We start from the raw sequence: 16,304 nt of genomic DNA, 5'->3' as shown, positions 1-16,304 counted from the left end.
GCGGTGCAGGCATCGCCAAAGCCCTCCTGCACAACGTGAATCATAACTACGCCACCCGACATAGTCCCGAGTCTACGAACGCGTCCGTTGCTTTAAGGGCGGCATAGGTCGAGAGGGCGCGCGGAGCAGACTCACGCGCGCGTCATTGCAAGTCATCTCTTTGTTTTCTCACGACGTCGTTCAGTGATCGTGACTGACGGAGACGATAGAAATCGAAGGGAGAACACCGCTCGGAAGATCCGGCGGCGTTCGCACCCCGCAACTAGGAGATACCGATATGAAACTGATGACTGCAGCCCTCGTCGCAGGCCTGCTCACCGTAGGCGGATTGGCCCAGGCCCAGTCGATGGGTCAAGGCTACGACATGCTCACCACTGCCCTGATGAGCGATTTCGAGCGGATGGGCATCCCGACCGACGTGCTCGACGACCTGACCCTGGCCCAGGTCGCCGAGATCAAGGACATCGTCGAGGCCGATGACAGCGACAACTTCAAGAAGGGCCGCATCGAAGCGATCATTCGCGATAACTGAGATTGACCTGCGGGAGGTCGGAGCGCCTCCCGCAGTCTCTCCCACGGTCGTCCGGAGATCGAGGTTCAGGGTAGCTGCACCGGTATCGGACGAGGACGCCAACGACGAGACCGGAGGACCAATCATGCCCCCACCCCCCCTGACCCGCCGAAGCCTCCTGGCCGGCGGCTTGGCGATGACCACCGGTACAAACGTGGCGACCGGACTCCGCGCCGAGCAGGTCCGGGCGCCATCTGGCCGCCTGATCGCCAAGTACATTCCGGAGGAGTCCGACTATCCCTACGAGGTTCGTCGCAGCAAGGTTGAGTGGATGGACCTGCTCGACGGCGACGCGAAAGCCTACGGCATCCTGCGCAAGGCCCACACCGAGTGGCCGAAGACGACCGAACTGTGGCGCGAGGCGCACGAGCCGGGCTATCTGTGCCGGGGCTGTAATCTGCCGATGTACGAGGCCGGTTGGTTTCAGCCGCTCGACAAGGGGTGGGTGTTCTTTCACCATGCCAAACCGAATGCCGTCATGCTTGCGCTGGACGGGCCGGTCCGCGAATATGGCCGCTCCATGCGCGTAAGCGGCGACAGGCTCGCCCTGACCGAGGTGCATTGCCGGCGCTGCGGCTCGCATCTCGGGCATCACCTTCCGGTAGAAGGGGTGCATCTGCACTGCATAAACGGCACCTCGCTGAAGCTCGCGTGAGCACGGTCGCGCCCGTGCGACGGTCCCACGCGTCACCCGAGACGGATACCGTCCCGCCTCATGACGTCGATCAAAGCGGCCTCGGCAAGGCTGCAATAGCTGTGCATTGCTTGCAGGTATCGCGGAGAAAAAGATGCGCGCGATGGTTTTTGGCGGGTCGTCTCCACGGCTCGAGTTACAGGATGTCCCGATCCCGGTTCCCGGAAAGGGGCAGGTCCGTATTGCCGTCGAGGCCTGCGGTGTCTGTCGGACGGATCTCCACGTTGTCGATGGGGATCTGACCGAACCAAAGATTCCCCTCATTCCGGGGCACGAGATCGTGGGGCGCATCGACGAAGTCGGTTCTAGCGTTACGGGCTTCTCCGCAGGACAGCGTGTCGGCGTCCCCTGGCTCGGCCATACGTGTGGAGCCTGCACCTACTGCCGCTCGGGCCATGAGAACCTATGCGATGCGCCCGGCTTCACCGGCTACACCATCAACGGGGGCTATGCGGAGTTCTGCATCGCCGATGCGAAGTATGTTTTCGCGCTCCCCGATCGAGCGGACCCCGTGTCCCTGGCGCCGCTCCTCTGTGCCGGGCTGATTGGCTACCGAAGCTACAAGCTGGCCGGAGACCTGCAGACCCTGGGCATATACGGCTTTGGCGCCGCGGCCCACATTCTCTGTCAGATTGCGCGGCATCAGGGTGTCGAGATCTATGCTTTCACACGGGACGGCGATCGCGCAGCCCAGGACTTTGCCCGATCGCTTGGCGCAATCTGGGCGGGGGGCTCGTCAGAGCCGTCACCTATGCCTCTGGACGCCGCCATCATCTTTGCGCCCGTCGGCGCCCTCGTTCCGATTGCACTAAGATCTGTGCGTAAAGGCGGGCGCGTGGTCTGCGGCGGTATCCACATGAGCGACATTCCGGGCTTCCCCTACGCCGATCTCTGGGAAGAGCGCGCGATCATGTCGGTCGCAAATCTTACCCGGCAGGACGGGATAGAGTTCTTTCCGCTGGCCGATGCCGCCGGAGTAAGAACCGAGACGATCCCATATCCTCTTGAGAGTGCCAATGAGGCCCTCGACGACCTCCGCGAAGGACGCCTCCAGGGCGCCGCCGTGCTGACGCCATAGGTCCAACTGTTACTCACGCAGGAGAGCCCGTGACCCCACGTGCGGGTCCGTGGCGCGCCGCGATCCATACCCTACCGGCGCAGCAGGACCGAGACCCGCGTTCCTCTGCTTTCGGGCATTCTGTGACACTCTTGGCCGATCTGTGCAGCAGAGCCTTTCTAGGGTTTGTAGCGTTCGGACGTCCGTTCCCGTGCGGCGAGCCACCAACCTGACTGTTCCGGCCATTCCGAGAACCCGGTGTCGTGACCGAGATCGCGCGCGGCATGGAGCGCCCACATCGGATCGACAAGCGCCTCGCGGGCGATCGCGATAAGATCCGCACTTCCGTTGGAGAGGATCTCCTCGGCCTGTGCGGGATGGGTGATGAGTCCCACAGCCATGGTCGCCATCCCAAGTTCCTTTCGGACACGGTCGGCATACGGCACCTGGAAACCCGGCTGGCGCTTTTGCCCTCCGGCGGCAGTCGCAGAGCCCGCGATGCCGCCCGAAGAACAATCCATCACGTCCACCCCGATTTCCTGCAACGTTCGTGCTAGAACAACCGTATTCTCAAGGCTCCAGCCATCAGGCGAACCATCGACGGCCGACATACGGAAGAACAGCGGCAGGTCCTCCGGCCAGACTGCCCGTACCGCCTCGGCGATTTCGAGGGCCAGCCGCATCCGGCCTTTCAGATCGCCGCCGTATGCGTCTGTTCGCCTGTTCGACAACGGCGAAAGAAAGCTGTGGACCAGATAACCGTGGGCGCCATGGATCTCGACAATGCGGTAACCGGCCTCGCGGGCGCGAAGAGTGGCCGAGACATAATCCGCGATCAGATCCTCGATTTCGGACACGGTCAGCTCATGTGGAACCGGCCAGCCGTCGGCGACCGGGATCGCGGAGGCGCCCACGGGCGTCCACGGCATGTCGCCGCGGGCGAAATCGGCCTCGTCAAGAGGGCCGTTGCCAAACCATGGGCGCTGCATTCCGGCTTTGCGTCCCGCATGGCCCAGTTGGATCGCCGGGATGGCGCCGTGGCGCAGCACGAACTGGGCCACCCGCGCGTGACCCGGGATCTGACTGTCAGTCCAGAGGCCTGGGCAACCATGTGTGATGCGCCCACGCTTCTGCACAGCGGTCGCCTCGGTAAACACTATACCCGCGCCACCGATGGCGAACCGACCGAGGTGGACGAGATGCCAGTCCTCCAAGTGCCCTTCGTGGGCCGAATACTGACACATGGGCGAGATCACGACACGGTTGCGGGTCTCAACGCTGCGCAGCTTGAGTGGCTGAAAGAGCATGGGTGCGTCGGGCATGGCGTCATCTCCGGCTTCGGCTTACGCTATCCTCTCTCTGCGATCGGACACGCATCTTCCAGCGATGTTCGAACCCGGGGCGACTGCCCAGCCCCCTTCCCTGCTCCGCATCGGGAATTCCCTGTTCGGCTGCGAAAGCTTCCCTGTTCCCTGAATCCGGGCAATCGGGCCCAGATGATTGAAGCTTCTCCGCAATTCGCGCCCCGATAAGAAGAGAAAGGCCCTCAATGGGTCTTGTTGCGCAAAGCTTGCCTGGGATTCACATCGCGGGTCCAGCGACAGAGCTGGGCGGGATGTCCAAGCCCGCACCCAGCCCTGGCGCGGGGGCGAGGAACGAGGCTCGGCGCGCTATCGGGCACCGCCCGGAGCCTCATCGCACAGAGCTCTCGGCGCGACGCTGACGCATCGCCCACTCTCCGACGCCCCGAAGGCTCCCGCCGATCCGCCGCCGTTCGAGATCTCAGATCACCGTGCCGTAGCGCTGGCCACATCGACAGGCGCAGTCGTCGATGCCGATCAACCTTGGCGCGCCGGTCGGGGACCCCGACGCGTTCCGGACGTTGCGCAGGTAGGTGTCCTTGCTGACCGGGAGCAGCAATCGTCGTCCGACGGACTGAGCCGGACGCCCCCTCCCAGGGCGAGACCGAGATGACGGACCAAGTCTTGCAGGCGGGAGGTCCGCCGCACTTATGGTTGGACAATTCCCGGTGCTAACCGCTCCATGAAAATCCGTGCCTGGACGCGGCAGACACTGCTGAAAGAACCTTGAACGGAAGCACTGACCGGAGATGCCCCTGGCGCGGATGCTGAAACCAGTTCCGGTAGAGCGGGAAGAACGACAGCAGGCGTCAACTCATGGTCGCCCGTGGCCCAGGCCAACCCGCTGCGCCGAGCGCCGCTCACGAGAGCTCGTATGCCCGAAACAGCCAATGACGACAATCAAGCCTTGCAAACTCAGGGCAGCACCAGAAGATTTCCTGCACCCAGCCTAACGAACAGATATGGACCAATGAGCTTCACGAGAACAAAGGACAGGGTCTGGGTCGCCTATGATGCGGTAGCGTCCTGGCTCGCACACCGGTCCATGCCGGTTCGGAAGGCGGGTTACGGCATCTTCGGGCTCGTGTTTTGGATCGCATACCTTCTGCCCGGCAGCACCGTGCGCGCCACTTTCGCGTCACTGTCCAGTCAGTCCGGGGCAGCTTCGGTTACGCGACTATTCCATAAATATGTGCGAGGCTTCCTGCTCGGGGTAGATCGCATAGAACAGGTCCGGCACGGATACACCGATGCCATAGACGCCATGCTCAGAATTCCGGAGGAAGAAAGGCTCAAGGGCCTTCTGCAGCAAGGTGGGTTATTGCTGCTGGTCCCGCATGCCCATGCCACGCTCGCCATGGGCCGAGGGCTCGCAGCGCGTTATCCCTTGCTGGCGCTGGTGCGCTCGACCTCGGATAAGCGCCGCGCGACGGCAGAGCTGCAAATCTACGAGAATCTCGGCTGCGAATTCCTCGACATACAGTCGGAAAACCCGACGAAAGTCGCCCGCAAAGTTCTGAAAGCGCTGTCCGACGGCCAAATGGTTGTCGCGATCGCCGATCGGATACGGGATGCGCCTCGGCCCGAGCAACCCGTTGTCGCTTCCCGCGATCTCGTCCGAGCCACCTCCTTCGGTGAACCCGTTGGAATAGCGGGATGGCCAGGCCGGTTTGCATGGAAGGCCAGTGTCCCGATCGTCCCTGCAACCGTCGTACAGACGAACTCCACGATCTCGCTTCACATGGGTGCCGCAGTGACCCCGACAGCGGATCTCGTCGAGACGACGCAGTCATGGGTCGACGAACTCGAACGGCTTATCAAATCTCACCCCGACGAATGGACCTTCGCGCTCGACAAGCACTGGTCAAAGGCGTTGCGAGGCTCGGGCAAGATCGATTGACGCCCACAGTCGAGGAAGCTGTCTCGCCCGCAGATGGGGACCTTCTCGCCGTTCCAGCACGCGATCTCGCAGGCACCCGAGCGCCAGCGCAGGTTGGAGGCCATGATCGCGACCTTCGTGAACGCGATCCGTCTTGCGGCACGTGGAGGGCTCCAGCGTCAGACCGTGCAGGTTGAGAATGCGCATCACTCGCTTGCGGCTGATAGGCTCCAGCCCATATGCGATCTGCTATCTGGTGCGCGCCTTCGCCCCTGCCCGACCGCGCCGAGCTGCGTCTCGATCCGGCCAACACCTTCGTCGAGCCGGTCCTGTCGCTCGACATCCAGCCGCGCAGCGGGCCGGTCATGGTAATGATCGACTTCACAATCGACGAGGCCGACGTGCCCCGCTTCCTCGCACCCATGGCCGATAGCCGCCGCATCCGCGACGGGGCCGGCAACTGGACGCTGCTGCGCGACATGGAGAATCCGACATCTGGAGCGAGAGCTACCATGTCCCGACCTGGGTCGAATACATCCGCCTCCATGAGCGCCGGCCCCCCGCGCGAGATCCTCGGCACTCCGTCGAGTTCTCTGCCATTCGACGATCTGCTCCCGGAAGACCGCCAGGGACGAAGTCTTTGTTCGCGGTATGGGAGTCAGACGCTCGGGGAAGTTACCGCGCGGGCGACCTCAATCGGCTGGACGCCCAGAGGAGCAGCGCCGCGCCGATCACGATCATGGCCGAGACGACCGTGCCGATCACGGCGACCGATGGGACCAGCGGTGAATAATTCGTCGCGGTCCGAGTGAACAGCCAGACTGGCAGGGGCGTGTCCGGGCCCGAGGTAAAAACAGACAGGGGGAGGTTCGACCAGGACAGCAGGAAGCCGAACAGGATGCCCGAGAACACGCCGGGCCAGATCTGCGGCATCGTGACTTCACGGAAGACCTGCAGATTGGAGGCGCCGAGGTCGTAGGCGGCTTCCTCCTGCGCGACGTCGTAGCCGAAGAACCTGACCGAGATCACCAGGGTCACGATGGGTACGATCCAGACCAGATGCGCCACGACGGCGGTTTTCCAGCTGGGCGAGATGCCGATGGCGGTGAAGGACAGCAGCAGCGCCAGTCCGAGAACCGGCTGCGGAAAGAAGATCGGGAGGACCAGAAGGCGCTGGAACCAGCCGCGGCCGCGCCAGTCGTAGCGCGCGAACGCGACCGCCCCCAGCGTCCCGAGCAGCGTCGAAATCAGCACGACCGAAAGCGCGATGCTGAGCGAGATCGTGTGAAGCTGCCAGGTGGTGAAGGAGCCGAGCGCGTCCCGGTAGGCATCGACCGTCCAGATCCGGTGCGGGAACCGCATGTACCGGGTGTTGGCGAGCGACGCGAGCACGACCGAGATGATTGGAATGTAGAGAAACGCGAGGATCGCGACGATCCAGAGCGTTCGCAGAGCGGCGAGGCGATGGCCCTGGGTCATCGCCGCGTCAGCCGGTTGAGGTCGAGCCGCGCGAGCACGGGCAGAACGATGGCTGCCGTGATGGCGATGACGAGGACGGTCAGCGCCGCGCCCATCGGCCAATCCTGCGCGAAACTGAAGCGTTGCTCGATCGCGGTGGTGATGACGGTCACGGCGCGCCCGCCCAGGATCGCGGCCTCGGCATTCGCCCCGATGCAGAGAACGAAGGTCAGAAGCGCCCCGATGGTCAGGCCGGGCGCGGCGAGCGGGAGTTCGACCTCGCGGAACACCTGCCACCGGTTCGCGCCCAGGTCGCGGGCGGCCTCGATCCTGTCGGCGGGGATCAGGCTGACCCCAAGCAGTAGCGGGAACAGCATGAACGGCAGGTGCACATAGATCATGCCGACCAGCGCGGCGCTCCAGGTGTTCAGGATCGAGCCGATCTGGAGGCCGAAGAGAGCGTTGAGGGTGCCTGCGAGAATGCCGCCCCTGGGCATCATGAACACCGACATCCCAAACAGACGCACGCTTTCCGAGATGAAGATCGGCAGCGCGATCAGCGCCGCGACGACGGTCGCCCAGTTGCCGGCGTGACGATGCAGGATCACGGCGCTCGGCCAGGCGAGCACGGCGCAGACGGTCGTGGTGATGGCCGCGCCGATCAGCGACCACATGAGGGGGCGGGCGTAGCCTTCGGTGAAGGCGGTGACGTAGTTCTCAGCGGTGAATGCCGTCGTCAGGTCGAAGCTGCGCGCCGGCATCAGGCTGAACCACGTCACGATGAAGATGGGGGCCGCGAAACAGGCCAGCATGAACAGCGCGACGGGGGCCGCGAACCAGGGGCCGGGGGAGCGTCTCGCCCTCATGTATCGACCCAGACGACGCTGTCGCGGGCGAAGCCGAACTCATGGGTCGTGCCGACGGCGAACGCCTCGACGGTGCCTCCGATCTCCGAGACGAAGGCGGCGCCTGTCGCGGATTCGAGGTGAAGATGCGTGCGCGAGCCGAGCAGCAGGCGCTGCGTCACCTTGAATTCGGCGCGGATATCTCCGGTCCCGGGCTGCAGGTCCTCCGGGCGCAGGACGGCATAGGCCCCACCCGGATTCTCGATGGGCCGCCCGATATCGGGGAATGCCGCGCCCTCGACGGCGAGGATGTTCACCTCGCCCATGAAACTGGCCACGAAGCGGTTCGCGGGACGGCCATAGATCTCGGCGGGCGTGCCGATCTGGACAAGTTCGCCCGCCTGCATGATGGCGATCCGGTCGGACATGACCATCGCCTCTTCGAGGCTGTGGGTGATGTAGACGAAGGTGCGGCCGGTGCGCTGGTGGAGTTCCTTCAGTTCGACTTCCAGCGTCTTGCGCAGCCGGTAGTCGATCGCCGAGAGCGGCTCGTCGAAGAACAGGATCTCGGGGTCGGAGGCGAAGGCGCGGGCAAGGGCCACGCGCTGCTTCTCGCCCCCCGAACACTGGGTGACGGGGCGGTCGTAGTAGCTTTCGGGCAGCCGGACGAGGCGCAGCAGTTCGAGCGCGCGCGTCTTGCGCGCGTCGGGCGCCACGCCCTTCATCTTCATCGCGAACTCGATGTTCTGCCCGACGCTCCGATGATCGAAGAGCGCGAGCGACTGGAACACCATCGCCGTCGGGCGTCGGTTCGCGGGGATTGACGTGATGTCCTCGCCGCGCAGCTTCAACCGGCCCTCGGTCGGTGCCTCAAGCCCCGCGAGCAGCCGCACGAGGGTCGACTTGCCGCTCCCCGAGGGGCCGACGATCGTCAGGAACTCCCCCTCGGGGATGTCGAGCGTCACCGGCTTCACGGCGCGCATGTCGCCGAAGCTCTTGGAAAGGCCGGCCAGTGACAGGATCACCGGCCGGCCCGATTGGGTGGCAGTTTCCGCCATCATGACCCTATCCGCGGGCGCGCATCGCTGCCGTGTAGATGTCGTAGAGACGGTCGTAGTCGGGCACGATATCGAACTCGACCGCGTTGGCGATCCGCTCGTCGAACTCGTCCCACTGGATCGCCTGGAGTTCCTCCGACGTGAAGCGGCTCATCAGTTCGGGCTGGGCCATCTGGCTGACGGGCTGCAGGTTGCCGTTGCCGCGGGCCACCATCTCGGCGGCGTCGGGCGTCGTGATGAATTCGAGCCAGTCATAGGTGGCGTCGAGGAAATCGGGGTTGTTCACCGCCGAGTTCATCTCGATCCAGTTGATGCCCCCTTTGCCGTCGGCCGGGCCGCTATTGGGCGTGATCGCGTAGAGTTCCGTCACCCCTTCGAGGCGAGCGGCGGCGGTCGTGTAGGTGCCGCCCGTGAAGTAGAGGTCGATCTCGCCGTTCAGGATGCCGAGGTTGAGCTGCACGAAGTCCGTGGTGATGAAGGCCGCGTTCTGGATCCAGCGATTGGCGGTTTCCTCGAAGGCCGCGAAGTCGGCCTCGGTCTTCTCCTTGTAGGGATGGATCCCGGCGCCCATGCAGATGTCCATGACGTTCCAGTCCTCATAGGCGAGGATGCCGTAGCGCCCGGCGAAATCGGGGTTGTTGAAGAGATCCCAGCCCTCGTCCTTGGCCAATTGCGGCGAGATGACATTCGGGTTCACCACGAAGTCGAACGTCTCGTAGCGCTGGACGATGCCGAGCAGGTCCTCTCCGTCCTCGGACAGGGCCCATTTATAGGGAAGGTGGAACTTCTCCTTCATCTGGGCATAGAGCGGGTCGAACCGCTCCCGCGGCAGCGGGCGGATCAGGTTGGCCGGATACATGACGTTCCGCGCCCAGGGGTTGTTGACGTTGATGAAGTCCCAGACATCCGTCTCGCCCGCACGCAGCCGGTTCACCGAGGTCGGGTCCGAGATGTGGATCTCGTAGCGCACGTCCACGCCGGTGGTCGACCGCCAGAGATCGAGGAGATTGGGGTCCGCATAGGCGTCCCAGGTCAGGAGCGACAGGGGGCGCGACTGGGCGGCGGCGCTGCGCGGCAGGCCCGCCGCTGCGATGCCGGCCGCGATGCCGGCCATGAATTTCCGCCGCGACGCCGAATGCTGCATCGGCGTCCGAAGCGGGTTGCGGGCCGCCATGGAGCGAAGAAGCCGTTCCTGGTTCATTGCGAGATCTCCCTGTTCTGAATGCGAACAAAAATTCGCATACCGCATTCTTGCCGATGAGCGACGTGAGTCAATACGTCGAGGCATAGGCGGCGAAACACTCTTCCTCGCTCATGCCCGATACATGGGCGATCTCTCCCCGCTTATGGGCGATGTAGATATCCGGCATGCGCTCGGGAAAGCCCGACCGGAAGGCTTCGTCGCGCGCGAAGGCGTCCAGCGCGGCTTCGAGGTCGGTCGGAAGGCGAACGATTCCGCGTTTCGTGAGCGCGTCCGCGGACAGGACACTCAGGTCTTCGGTGGTCGCGGGCGGGGACGACAGGCCATCGCGCAGGCCCAGCGTCCCAGCCACCACCAGCGCCGCCAGCGCTAGGTGCGGGCTGGCCGCGGCATCCGCCGCCCGGTACTCGACGTTGAACTGGCGGGCCCGCGTCGCGGCATCGCGCGCCGTCAGCGGGCAGATCCGAACCCCCGCCTCGCGGTCCTGCCGACCGAGATTGTTGAACGCCGCGCTCCACCGGTGGGGCACGAGGCGGCGGTAGGACAGGACGCTCGGCGCCGTGAGCGCCACGGCCGCGGGCATGTGGCGCAGCATGCCGGCCACGAAGGCCGACGCCGGGTCCGACAGGCCGTCCTGCCCCTCGGGCGACCACATGGCGGGGCTCCCATCGGGACGCCAGAGACTGAGGTGGATATGCACGCCATTGCCCACCACGTCCGGCGAGACAAGCGGCGTGAAGGTCGCCCGATCGCCCATCGCCGATGCCGCCGCCCGGGTCAGTTCGCGCAGGATGACGGCTTCGTCCGCGGCGCGGAGCGCGGGCTTCGGCGGCAGGGTGATCTCCATCTGGTCCGGCCCGTATTCGCGGAAGAACCCATCGGGCTGAATGTCAGCGCCGTCGAGCGCGCGCAGGAGCGCCGAGGCGAAGTCCTGCCGCGCGGCGAAGCCCGCGAGCGTGAAGCCGCGGGTCTCGCGTCCGCCGGGCAGCATGAATTCATGCTCGAAACTGGCCCGGATCTCGAGACCCGATGTCTTCTCGAACCCGTCGAGCGCCCGTTTCAAAATGCTCCGCGTGCAGCATTCCCACGCCGCGCCGTCGAGGGTCCGGATATCGCCGAGAAGGAACGACAGCCCGGCATCCCCCGGCAGATCGGCGTCGACGTGACAGCCGGGATCCGGCTTCAGCACGAGATCGCCGAGCGCGCCGTAGGGGCTGTCCGAGATCGTGTCGAAACAGGTGATCTGGACATTGGTCGGCGTCCAGCCGACGCCGCTCTCGATCCTTTTGCCCAGATCTGCGGTGCGGAACCCCTTGCCACGGACGAGACCCGAGAAATCGCTCGTGCAGGCCAACGTCATATCTGCGCCCATCGTCACCGCCTCCTTGCCGTCTGCGGGCATGTTGTGAACAAGTGTTCGGCAATGCAACGCGATTCATCTCCGTCCGGCCTGCTCGGCCCCCGCGACCCGTCCCCGGTGGAGATATCGGGCGGCCGGGCCCCACTCCTGCTGACGGTCGAGCATGCGGGACGTGGCGTGCCCGAACGGCTGTCGGACATGGGGCTGCCGGCCGGCGAGATCGACCGGCATATCGGTTGGGATATCGGCGCCCTCGACCTCGCCCGCGCGATGGCGGCACGTCTTCCGGCCACGCTCGTCGCCCAGCGCTACAGCCGCCTCGTCATCGACGTGAACCGGCCCTGGGACGCGAGCGATCTCGTCCCCGAGACGGCGGACGGAACGGAGGTTCCGGCGAATGCCGGGCTCGACGGGATCAGCCGCCAACAGCGTTGGGACGAGATCCACCGCCCATTCCACGACGCGGTCGCGGCCGGCTGTGACAATGGCGCCAAGGCTCTGGTCGCGGTCCACACCTACGATCCGCGCCGGCGCGCCGACCCCGAGGACAGGCCCTGGCCGGTGGGGCTACTCTGGCGGCAAGGCAATCCTCTGGCCGAGGGCTTGGCCGCGCGCCTCTCTGACCACGCGGCCGCCCTGCCGCTGGGCATCAACGCGCCCTACGAGATCGAGGATGAGTCCGATTTCACGATCCCGATGCACGCCGAGCGGCGCGGCCTGCCGCATGTTCTGATCGAGGTCCGCAACGACTTCGTCCGGGACGCTGCCGGGATCCTGCTTTTCGCCGATCTCTTGTCGCAGGCGATCCTCGATCTGGAGCTGACATGACGCGCCCTTTCCTTTCCACGACCTCGCGGGAGATCCCGATCGTGCCCGATCGGGCCGCGCTCCTGTTCATCGACGTGCAGAACTTCTCCTGCCACCGGGACGGCGCCGAATGGACGACCATGGACCCGGCGGAGCGCGACGAGAAGATGGAGCCGTTCCTCCGCCAGATGCGCGAGGATGTGCTTCCTCGGATGCAGGCGATTCAGTCGGCCGCCCGCGACGCGGGGATCGAGGTGATGTATACGACCATCGAGAGCCTGACGAAGGACGGGCGCGATCGGAGCCTCGACTACAAGATCACCGGATTCAATGTGCCCAAGGGCTCGTGGGACGGGCGGGTCGTGGACGAGATCGCGCCAGGCGACGACGAGATCGTCCTGGCCAAATCCTCGTCCAGCGTCTTCGTATCGACCCATATCGACTACGTGCTGCGCAACCTTGGGGTGCAGCAACTCATCGTCTCCGGCGTCCTGACCGACCAATGCGTCGAAAGCGCGATCCGCGATGCCTGCGACCTCGGCTATCTCGTGACTCAGGTCACCGATGCCTGCGCGACCTTCACCGAGGCGCGACAAAATGCGTCCCTGCGGGCCATCGCGGGATATTGTCGGCAGGTCAACACCGAGGAATTGCTGTCGGAACTCGGAGCCGCCTAGAGCGCCTGCTCAGACCTCCAACGGTCTCGCCTGTCTTTTAGGACGGGACCGGGGGCCAGCCCCCGGAGCCCCCGGGATATTTGGACAAGGGAGAAGGAGAGGCCTTGGAGGCGAGGGGCCCGCCTCCGCGAATGGGGGCCGTCAGGCGCGTTCAGGCTGCGGGCCAGGAGCCGTCCGTCCTTCGCCGTCAGCCGGTGCGGACATCATCGGCGCCCCTTAGGGGCAGGCGCCGGTCCCGGACCTCACGCCGAGATCCGGAGGTAGAAGGCGTAGAGTTGCGGCATCACCGCGCTGGGATGTTCGAGCCCCAGCTCCTGCGCGGCGCGCAGGAGCCACATCGGTTCGCGCAGGAACTGCCGAGCCATGCTCACCAGATCTGCCCGGCCCTCGGCGATGACGGAATTGGCATGGATCGGGTCGGTGATCATGCCCACGGCTATCGTCGGCAACCCGGTTTCGTGCCGGATGCGCTCCGCATATGGCACCTGGAAGCCCGGCTCGGGCTTCTGTGCTGCGAGCCGCTGGCCGCTCGGGATGCCGCCGCCGGAGCAGTCCATGAGATCCACGCCGAGGGCACGCAACTCCCGCGCCAGCGCCACGCTGTCGTCGAGCGTCAGGCTGCCGCCCTCCCCGTCCACGCAGGAGGCGCGGTAGAGCACCGGAGTGCCCGCCGGCACCGCTTCGCGCACGGCGCGGGCCACCTCCAGCGGCAGGCGCATCCGCCCGGCCAGATCGCCGCCATAGGCGTCGCTGCGGCGGTTGGACCAGGGCGACATGAAGCTGTGCAGAAGGTAGCCATGAGCGCCGTGGATCTCGACCCCGTCGAAGCCCGCCGCGAGCGCCCGGCGCGCGCCCTCCGCGAAGGCGGCGGCGATGCCGGGCATCTCGTCAACCTCCAGGGCGCGCGGCACGCGCCAGCCGTCCCGCGCCGGCACGGCGGAGGGCGCGACAGTCTGCCAGGGCGGCTCATCGGAGCCCTCCACCAACGGTCCGCCGCCATCCCAGGGGCGCATGGTGGCGGCCTTGGGGCCCGCATGGTTGATCTGGAGGAAGCTGGGGATGCCCTGAGCCCGGTAGAGCCGCGTCACCCGCTGCCAGGCGGCGACGTGGTCATCGCGCCAGATGCCGGTGCAGCCGGGGCTGATGCGCCCCTCCGGGCTGACGCCCGTGGCCTCGGCAATCGCCCCGCCGAGGCCGGACGAGGCGTAGCGGCCATGATGCGCGACATGCCAATCGGTCGGCCGGCCGTCCTCGGCCTGGTACTGGCACATGGGCGCCAGGACGACGCGGTTCGGGAAGGTCACGCCGCGCAGGGAGAAGGGCGAGAACAGCGCGGGTCGTTCGGTCATCGGCTTACCTCGTGATCCGGAATGTGAGGAGGTGATTCGCCGCGGCCTTGGCCTCGGGAGACGCGCCTGGGCTGTTTCCGGCGGCGTGTCGTCTGCTGGATGGCAAGTTTTGGCACGGCTGTCTCTCGCATGGCTGACGGGCCTGAAAACGCGCGCTTTCCGAACAAATGTCAACATAACGCACAAATCATCCAACCCGGACGCGCGGCGCCTCACCGCCGCAGCGATCAAAAAAAGATGGACAGAGCGCGATCGGCGTCAGTAAAAAATTTTTACTAAGATTAAAACTGGGACCGGCGGCTTCGGTGGGCCCTCGCCCGTGAGAAATGTAACCCACGGAAACAAGGAGGTTTTGTCATGAGATACCAGATGTCGTGGCTTCTTGCCGGGGGGCTTGTGGTCACCGGCCCGGCCGTGGCGGTGGCGCAGGATGTGCTGACCATCGGCGTGCGCTCGGAAGCCGCCAGCATGGATCCGCACTGGACCCAGCTTTCGGGCGACACACAGGTCCAGGAACACATCTTCGAGCGTCTCGTGGGCCTCTCGCCCACCTCGCAGCCGATCCCCGGCCTCGCCGTGTCCTGGGAACCGATCGACGAGACCACCTGGGAGTTCAAGCTGCGCGAGGGCGTGAAGTGGCATGACGGCGAGGACTTCACCGCCGATGACGTGATCTTCACCTACGACCGCCTCCGCGCCGGCGTGTCGGGGGCGCCGGCCTCCCCCGCCTTCCAGCTCGAGAAGGGCGGCAAGCAGTGGATGAAGGTGGACGACTACACCGTCCACATCACCACGGACGGCCCCTATCCGACCATGGCCGAAGACCTCGCCATGCTGCCGATCATCGCCGAGCACGCAGCGAGCGGTGCGGAGCCGTCGGTCGACTTCAACACCGGCGCGGCCGCCATCGGCACCGGGCCCTACATGTTCGAGGAATACTCCCCGGGCAGCCAGATCACCGTGAAGGCCTTCAACGACTACTGGGGCGGGGAGCCGCATTGGGACCAGGTCGTATTCCGCCCCGTGGGCCAGGATTCCGCCCACCTCGCGGCGCTCCTGAACGGCGACGTGGACATGATCGACTACCCGCCGACAATCGACATCCCGCAGATCGTCGAAAACCCGGATTTTACTGTCTCGACGATCCCGGCCGACCGGTTGATCTACATCATCCCCGGCAACAAGCATGTCGAGCCGTTCATCACCGACGTAGACGGCGCGCCAATGATGCCGAACCCGCTGCGCGACTGGCGCGTACGCAAGGCGCTTTCGCTCGCCATCAACCGTGAAGCGATCCGCGACCGGATCATGGGTGGCGCATCGCTGCCCGCGAAGAACATCGTGCCGCCGGGCTTCTTCGGCTATGTCGAGGAGCTCGAAGCCGATCCCTACGACCCCGAGCAGGCCCAGGCGCTGCTGGCCGAGGCGGGCTATGGCGACGGCTTCAACATCACGCTGCACGGGCCCAACGACCGTTACATCAACGACCAGCGCATCCTCGAAGCGGTCGCGCAGATGTGGAGCCGCGTGGGCCTGCCCACCGAGGTCGACGCGATGCCGCGCAACGTGTTCTTCTCGCGCCTGATCCGCGGGGACGAGCTGTCGATGCCCGGCTTCGACGTGCCGGAATTCTCGATCGCGCTCACGGGCTGGGGCACGGTGGCCGGCGAGGCGACCTATACCGTCTCGGGCACACTGGAGACCTACAACGCCGCGACCGGCGGCGGGAACGGCAATTTCGGCCGCTATTCCAACGCCGAGGTGGACGCCCGCTCGGTGCGCGCCAAGCGCACGATCGACAATGACGAGCGCCGCGCGATCCTGGAGGAGGCCATCACCATCGGGATGGAGGACTACGCCTACATCCCGATCCACTTCCAGGTGAACCAGTGGGCGATGAAGTCCAACCTCGAGCACGAGCCGCGCACCAACGAGCGCACCCGCGCCATGGATGTCCGCCGGGTCGACTGACCCCCTGACGCCGGGG

The 16,304-nt window shown here is 65.6% G+C and carries 14 protein-coding genes and 1 pseudogene; 8 read left to right on the top strand and 7 right to left on the bottom strand.

The window, feature by feature from the left end; translation table 11 throughout:
- Nucleotides 1–277 precede the first annotated feature (277 nt).
- From DTQ71_RS22770 to DTQ71_RS22760, 3 genes are all read left to right on the top strand, one after another.
- The gene (locus DTQ71_RS22770; protein ID WP_109566579.1) at nt 278–532 is read left to right on the top strand and encodes a hypothetical protein; all 255 of its coding nucleotides are present in this window, start codon (nt 278–280) and stop codon (nt 530–532) included.
- Between the two features lie 175 nt (nt 533–707).
- Nucleotides 708–1,226: a peptide-methionine (R)-S-oxide reductase gene (locus DTQ71_RS22765; RefSeq protein WP_170125560.1), complete on the top strand. Its 519-nt coding sequence runs from the start codon at nt 708–710 to the stop codon at nt 1,224–1,226.
- Between the two features lie 133 nt (nt 1,227–1,359).
- Nucleotides 1,360–2,343: a zinc-dependent alcohol dehydrogenase family protein gene (locus tag DTQ71_RS22760; protein WP_109566577.1), complete on the top strand. Its 984-nt coding sequence runs from the start codon at nt 1,360–1,362 to the stop codon at nt 2,341–2,343.
- A 158-nt stretch (nt 2,344–2,501) separates the two neighbouring features.
- On the opposite strand, the gene DTQ71_RS22755 is transcribed toward DTQ71_RS22760, so the two are convergent.
- Nucleotides 2,502–3,644 (bottom strand): NADH:flavin oxidoreductase/NADH oxidase, encoded by a 1,143-nt coding sequence (locus DTQ71_RS22755; RefSeq protein WP_109566576.1) that lies wholly within the window; start codon nt 3,642–3,644, stop codon nt 2,502–2,504.
- A gap of 1,084 nt (nt 3,645–4,728) precedes the next feature.
- Between DTQ71_RS22755 and DTQ71_RS22750 the strand changes: the two genes are divergently transcribed.
- The gene (locus tag DTQ71_RS22750) at nt 4,729–5,583 is read left to right on the top strand and encodes an LpxL/LpxP family acyltransferase (protein WP_170125559.1); all 855 of its coding nucleotides are present in this window, start codon (nt 4,729–4,731) and stop codon (nt 5,581–5,583) included.
- Between the two features lie 218 nt (nt 5,584–5,801).
- Nucleotides 5,802–6,044: pseudogene (locus DTQ71_RS24510) on the top strand (MFS transporter); the annotation flags it as partial.
- Nucleotides 6,045–6,237: 193 nt separating this feature from the next.
- Here DTQ71_RS24510 and DTQ71_RS22740 read toward each other — a convergent pair.
- The 5 genes from DTQ71_RS22740 to DTQ71_RS22720 form a co-directional block, all read right to left on the bottom strand.
- On the bottom strand, nt 6,238–7,041 hold the full coding sequence (locus DTQ71_RS22740; protein WP_109566574.1) for an ABC transporter permease: 804 nt from the start codon (nt 7,039–7,041) through the stop codon (nt 6,238–6,240).
- The gene (locus DTQ71_RS22735) at nt 7,038–7,886 is read right to left on the bottom strand and encodes an ABC transporter permease (RefSeq protein WP_109566573.1); all 849 of its coding nucleotides are present in this window, start codon (nt 7,884–7,886) and stop codon (nt 7,038–7,040) included. Before DTQ71_RS22735 ends, DTQ71_RS22740 begins: the two co-directional genes overlap by 4 nt.
- Nucleotides 7,883–8,926, bottom strand: a complete 1,044-nt coding sequence (locus DTQ71_RS22730) for an ABC transporter ATP-binding protein (protein WP_109566572.1) — start codon at nt 8,924–8,926, stop codon at nt 7,883–7,885. The genes DTQ71_RS22735 and DTQ71_RS22730 overlap by 4 nt, the downstream gene beginning before the upstream one ends.
- A gap of 4 nt (nt 8,927–8,930) precedes the next feature.
- Nucleotides 8,931–10,124: an ABC transporter substrate-binding protein gene (locus tag DTQ71_RS22725; RefSeq protein WP_170125558.1), complete on the bottom strand. Its 1,194-nt coding sequence runs from the start codon at nt 10,122–10,124 to the stop codon at nt 8,931–8,933.
- Between the two features lie 70 nt (nt 10,125–10,194).
- The gene (locus DTQ71_RS22720) at nt 10,195–11,526 is read right to left on the bottom strand and encodes a glutamine synthetase family protein (RefSeq protein WP_245947712.1); all 1,332 of its coding nucleotides are present in this window, start codon (nt 11,524–11,526) and stop codon (nt 10,195–10,197) included.
- 21 nt (nt 11,527–11,547) lie between these two features.
- Here DTQ71_RS22720 and DTQ71_RS22715 point away from each other — a divergent pair, with 21 nt between their 5' ends.
- Both DTQ71_RS22715 and DTQ71_RS22710 read left to right on the top strand, forming a co-directional pair.
- Nucleotides 11,548–12,312 carry an N-formylglutamate amidohydrolase gene (locus DTQ71_RS22715; protein WP_109566570.1) on the top strand — a complete coding sequence of 255 codons (765 nt, stop codon included), beginning with the start codon at nt 11,548–11,550 and terminating at the stop codon, nt 12,310–12,312.
- Nucleotides 12,309–12,968 carry a cysteine hydrolase family protein gene (locus DTQ71_RS22710; protein ID WP_109566569.1) on the top strand — a complete coding sequence of 220 codons (660 nt, stop codon included), beginning with the start codon at nt 12,309–12,311 and terminating at the stop codon, nt 12,966–12,968. The genes DTQ71_RS22715 and DTQ71_RS22710 overlap by 4 nt, the downstream gene beginning before the upstream one ends.
- A gap of 242 nt (nt 12,969–13,210) precedes the next feature.
- Here DTQ71_RS22710 and DTQ71_RS22705 read toward each other — a convergent pair whose 3' ends face one another.
- The gene (locus DTQ71_RS22705) at nt 13,211–14,317 is read right to left on the bottom strand and encodes an NADH:flavin oxidoreductase/NADH oxidase (protein WP_109566568.1); all 1,107 of its coding nucleotides are present in this window, start codon (nt 14,315–14,317) and stop codon (nt 13,211–13,213) included.
- Between the two features lie 357 nt (nt 14,318–14,674).
- On the opposite strand from DTQ71_RS22705, the gene DTQ71_RS22700 reads away from it, so the two are divergent.
- On the top strand, nt 14,675–16,288 hold the full coding sequence (locus DTQ71_RS22700; RefSeq protein WP_109566567.1) for an ABC transporter substrate-binding protein: 1,614 nt from the start codon (nt 14,675–14,677) through the stop codon (nt 16,286–16,288).
- The last annotated feature ends 16 nt before the right edge of the window (nt 16,289–16,304 follow it).

Source organism: Jannaschia seohaensis (assembly GCF_900116765.1).
Taxonomy (GTDB): domain Bacteria; phylum Pseudomonadota; class Alphaproteobacteria; order Rhodobacterales; family Rhodobacteraceae; genus Jannaschia; species Jannaschia seohaensis.
Note: the sequence above shows the minus strand (reverse complement) of the source record. Positions and strands in the feature narration are given on the sequence as shown.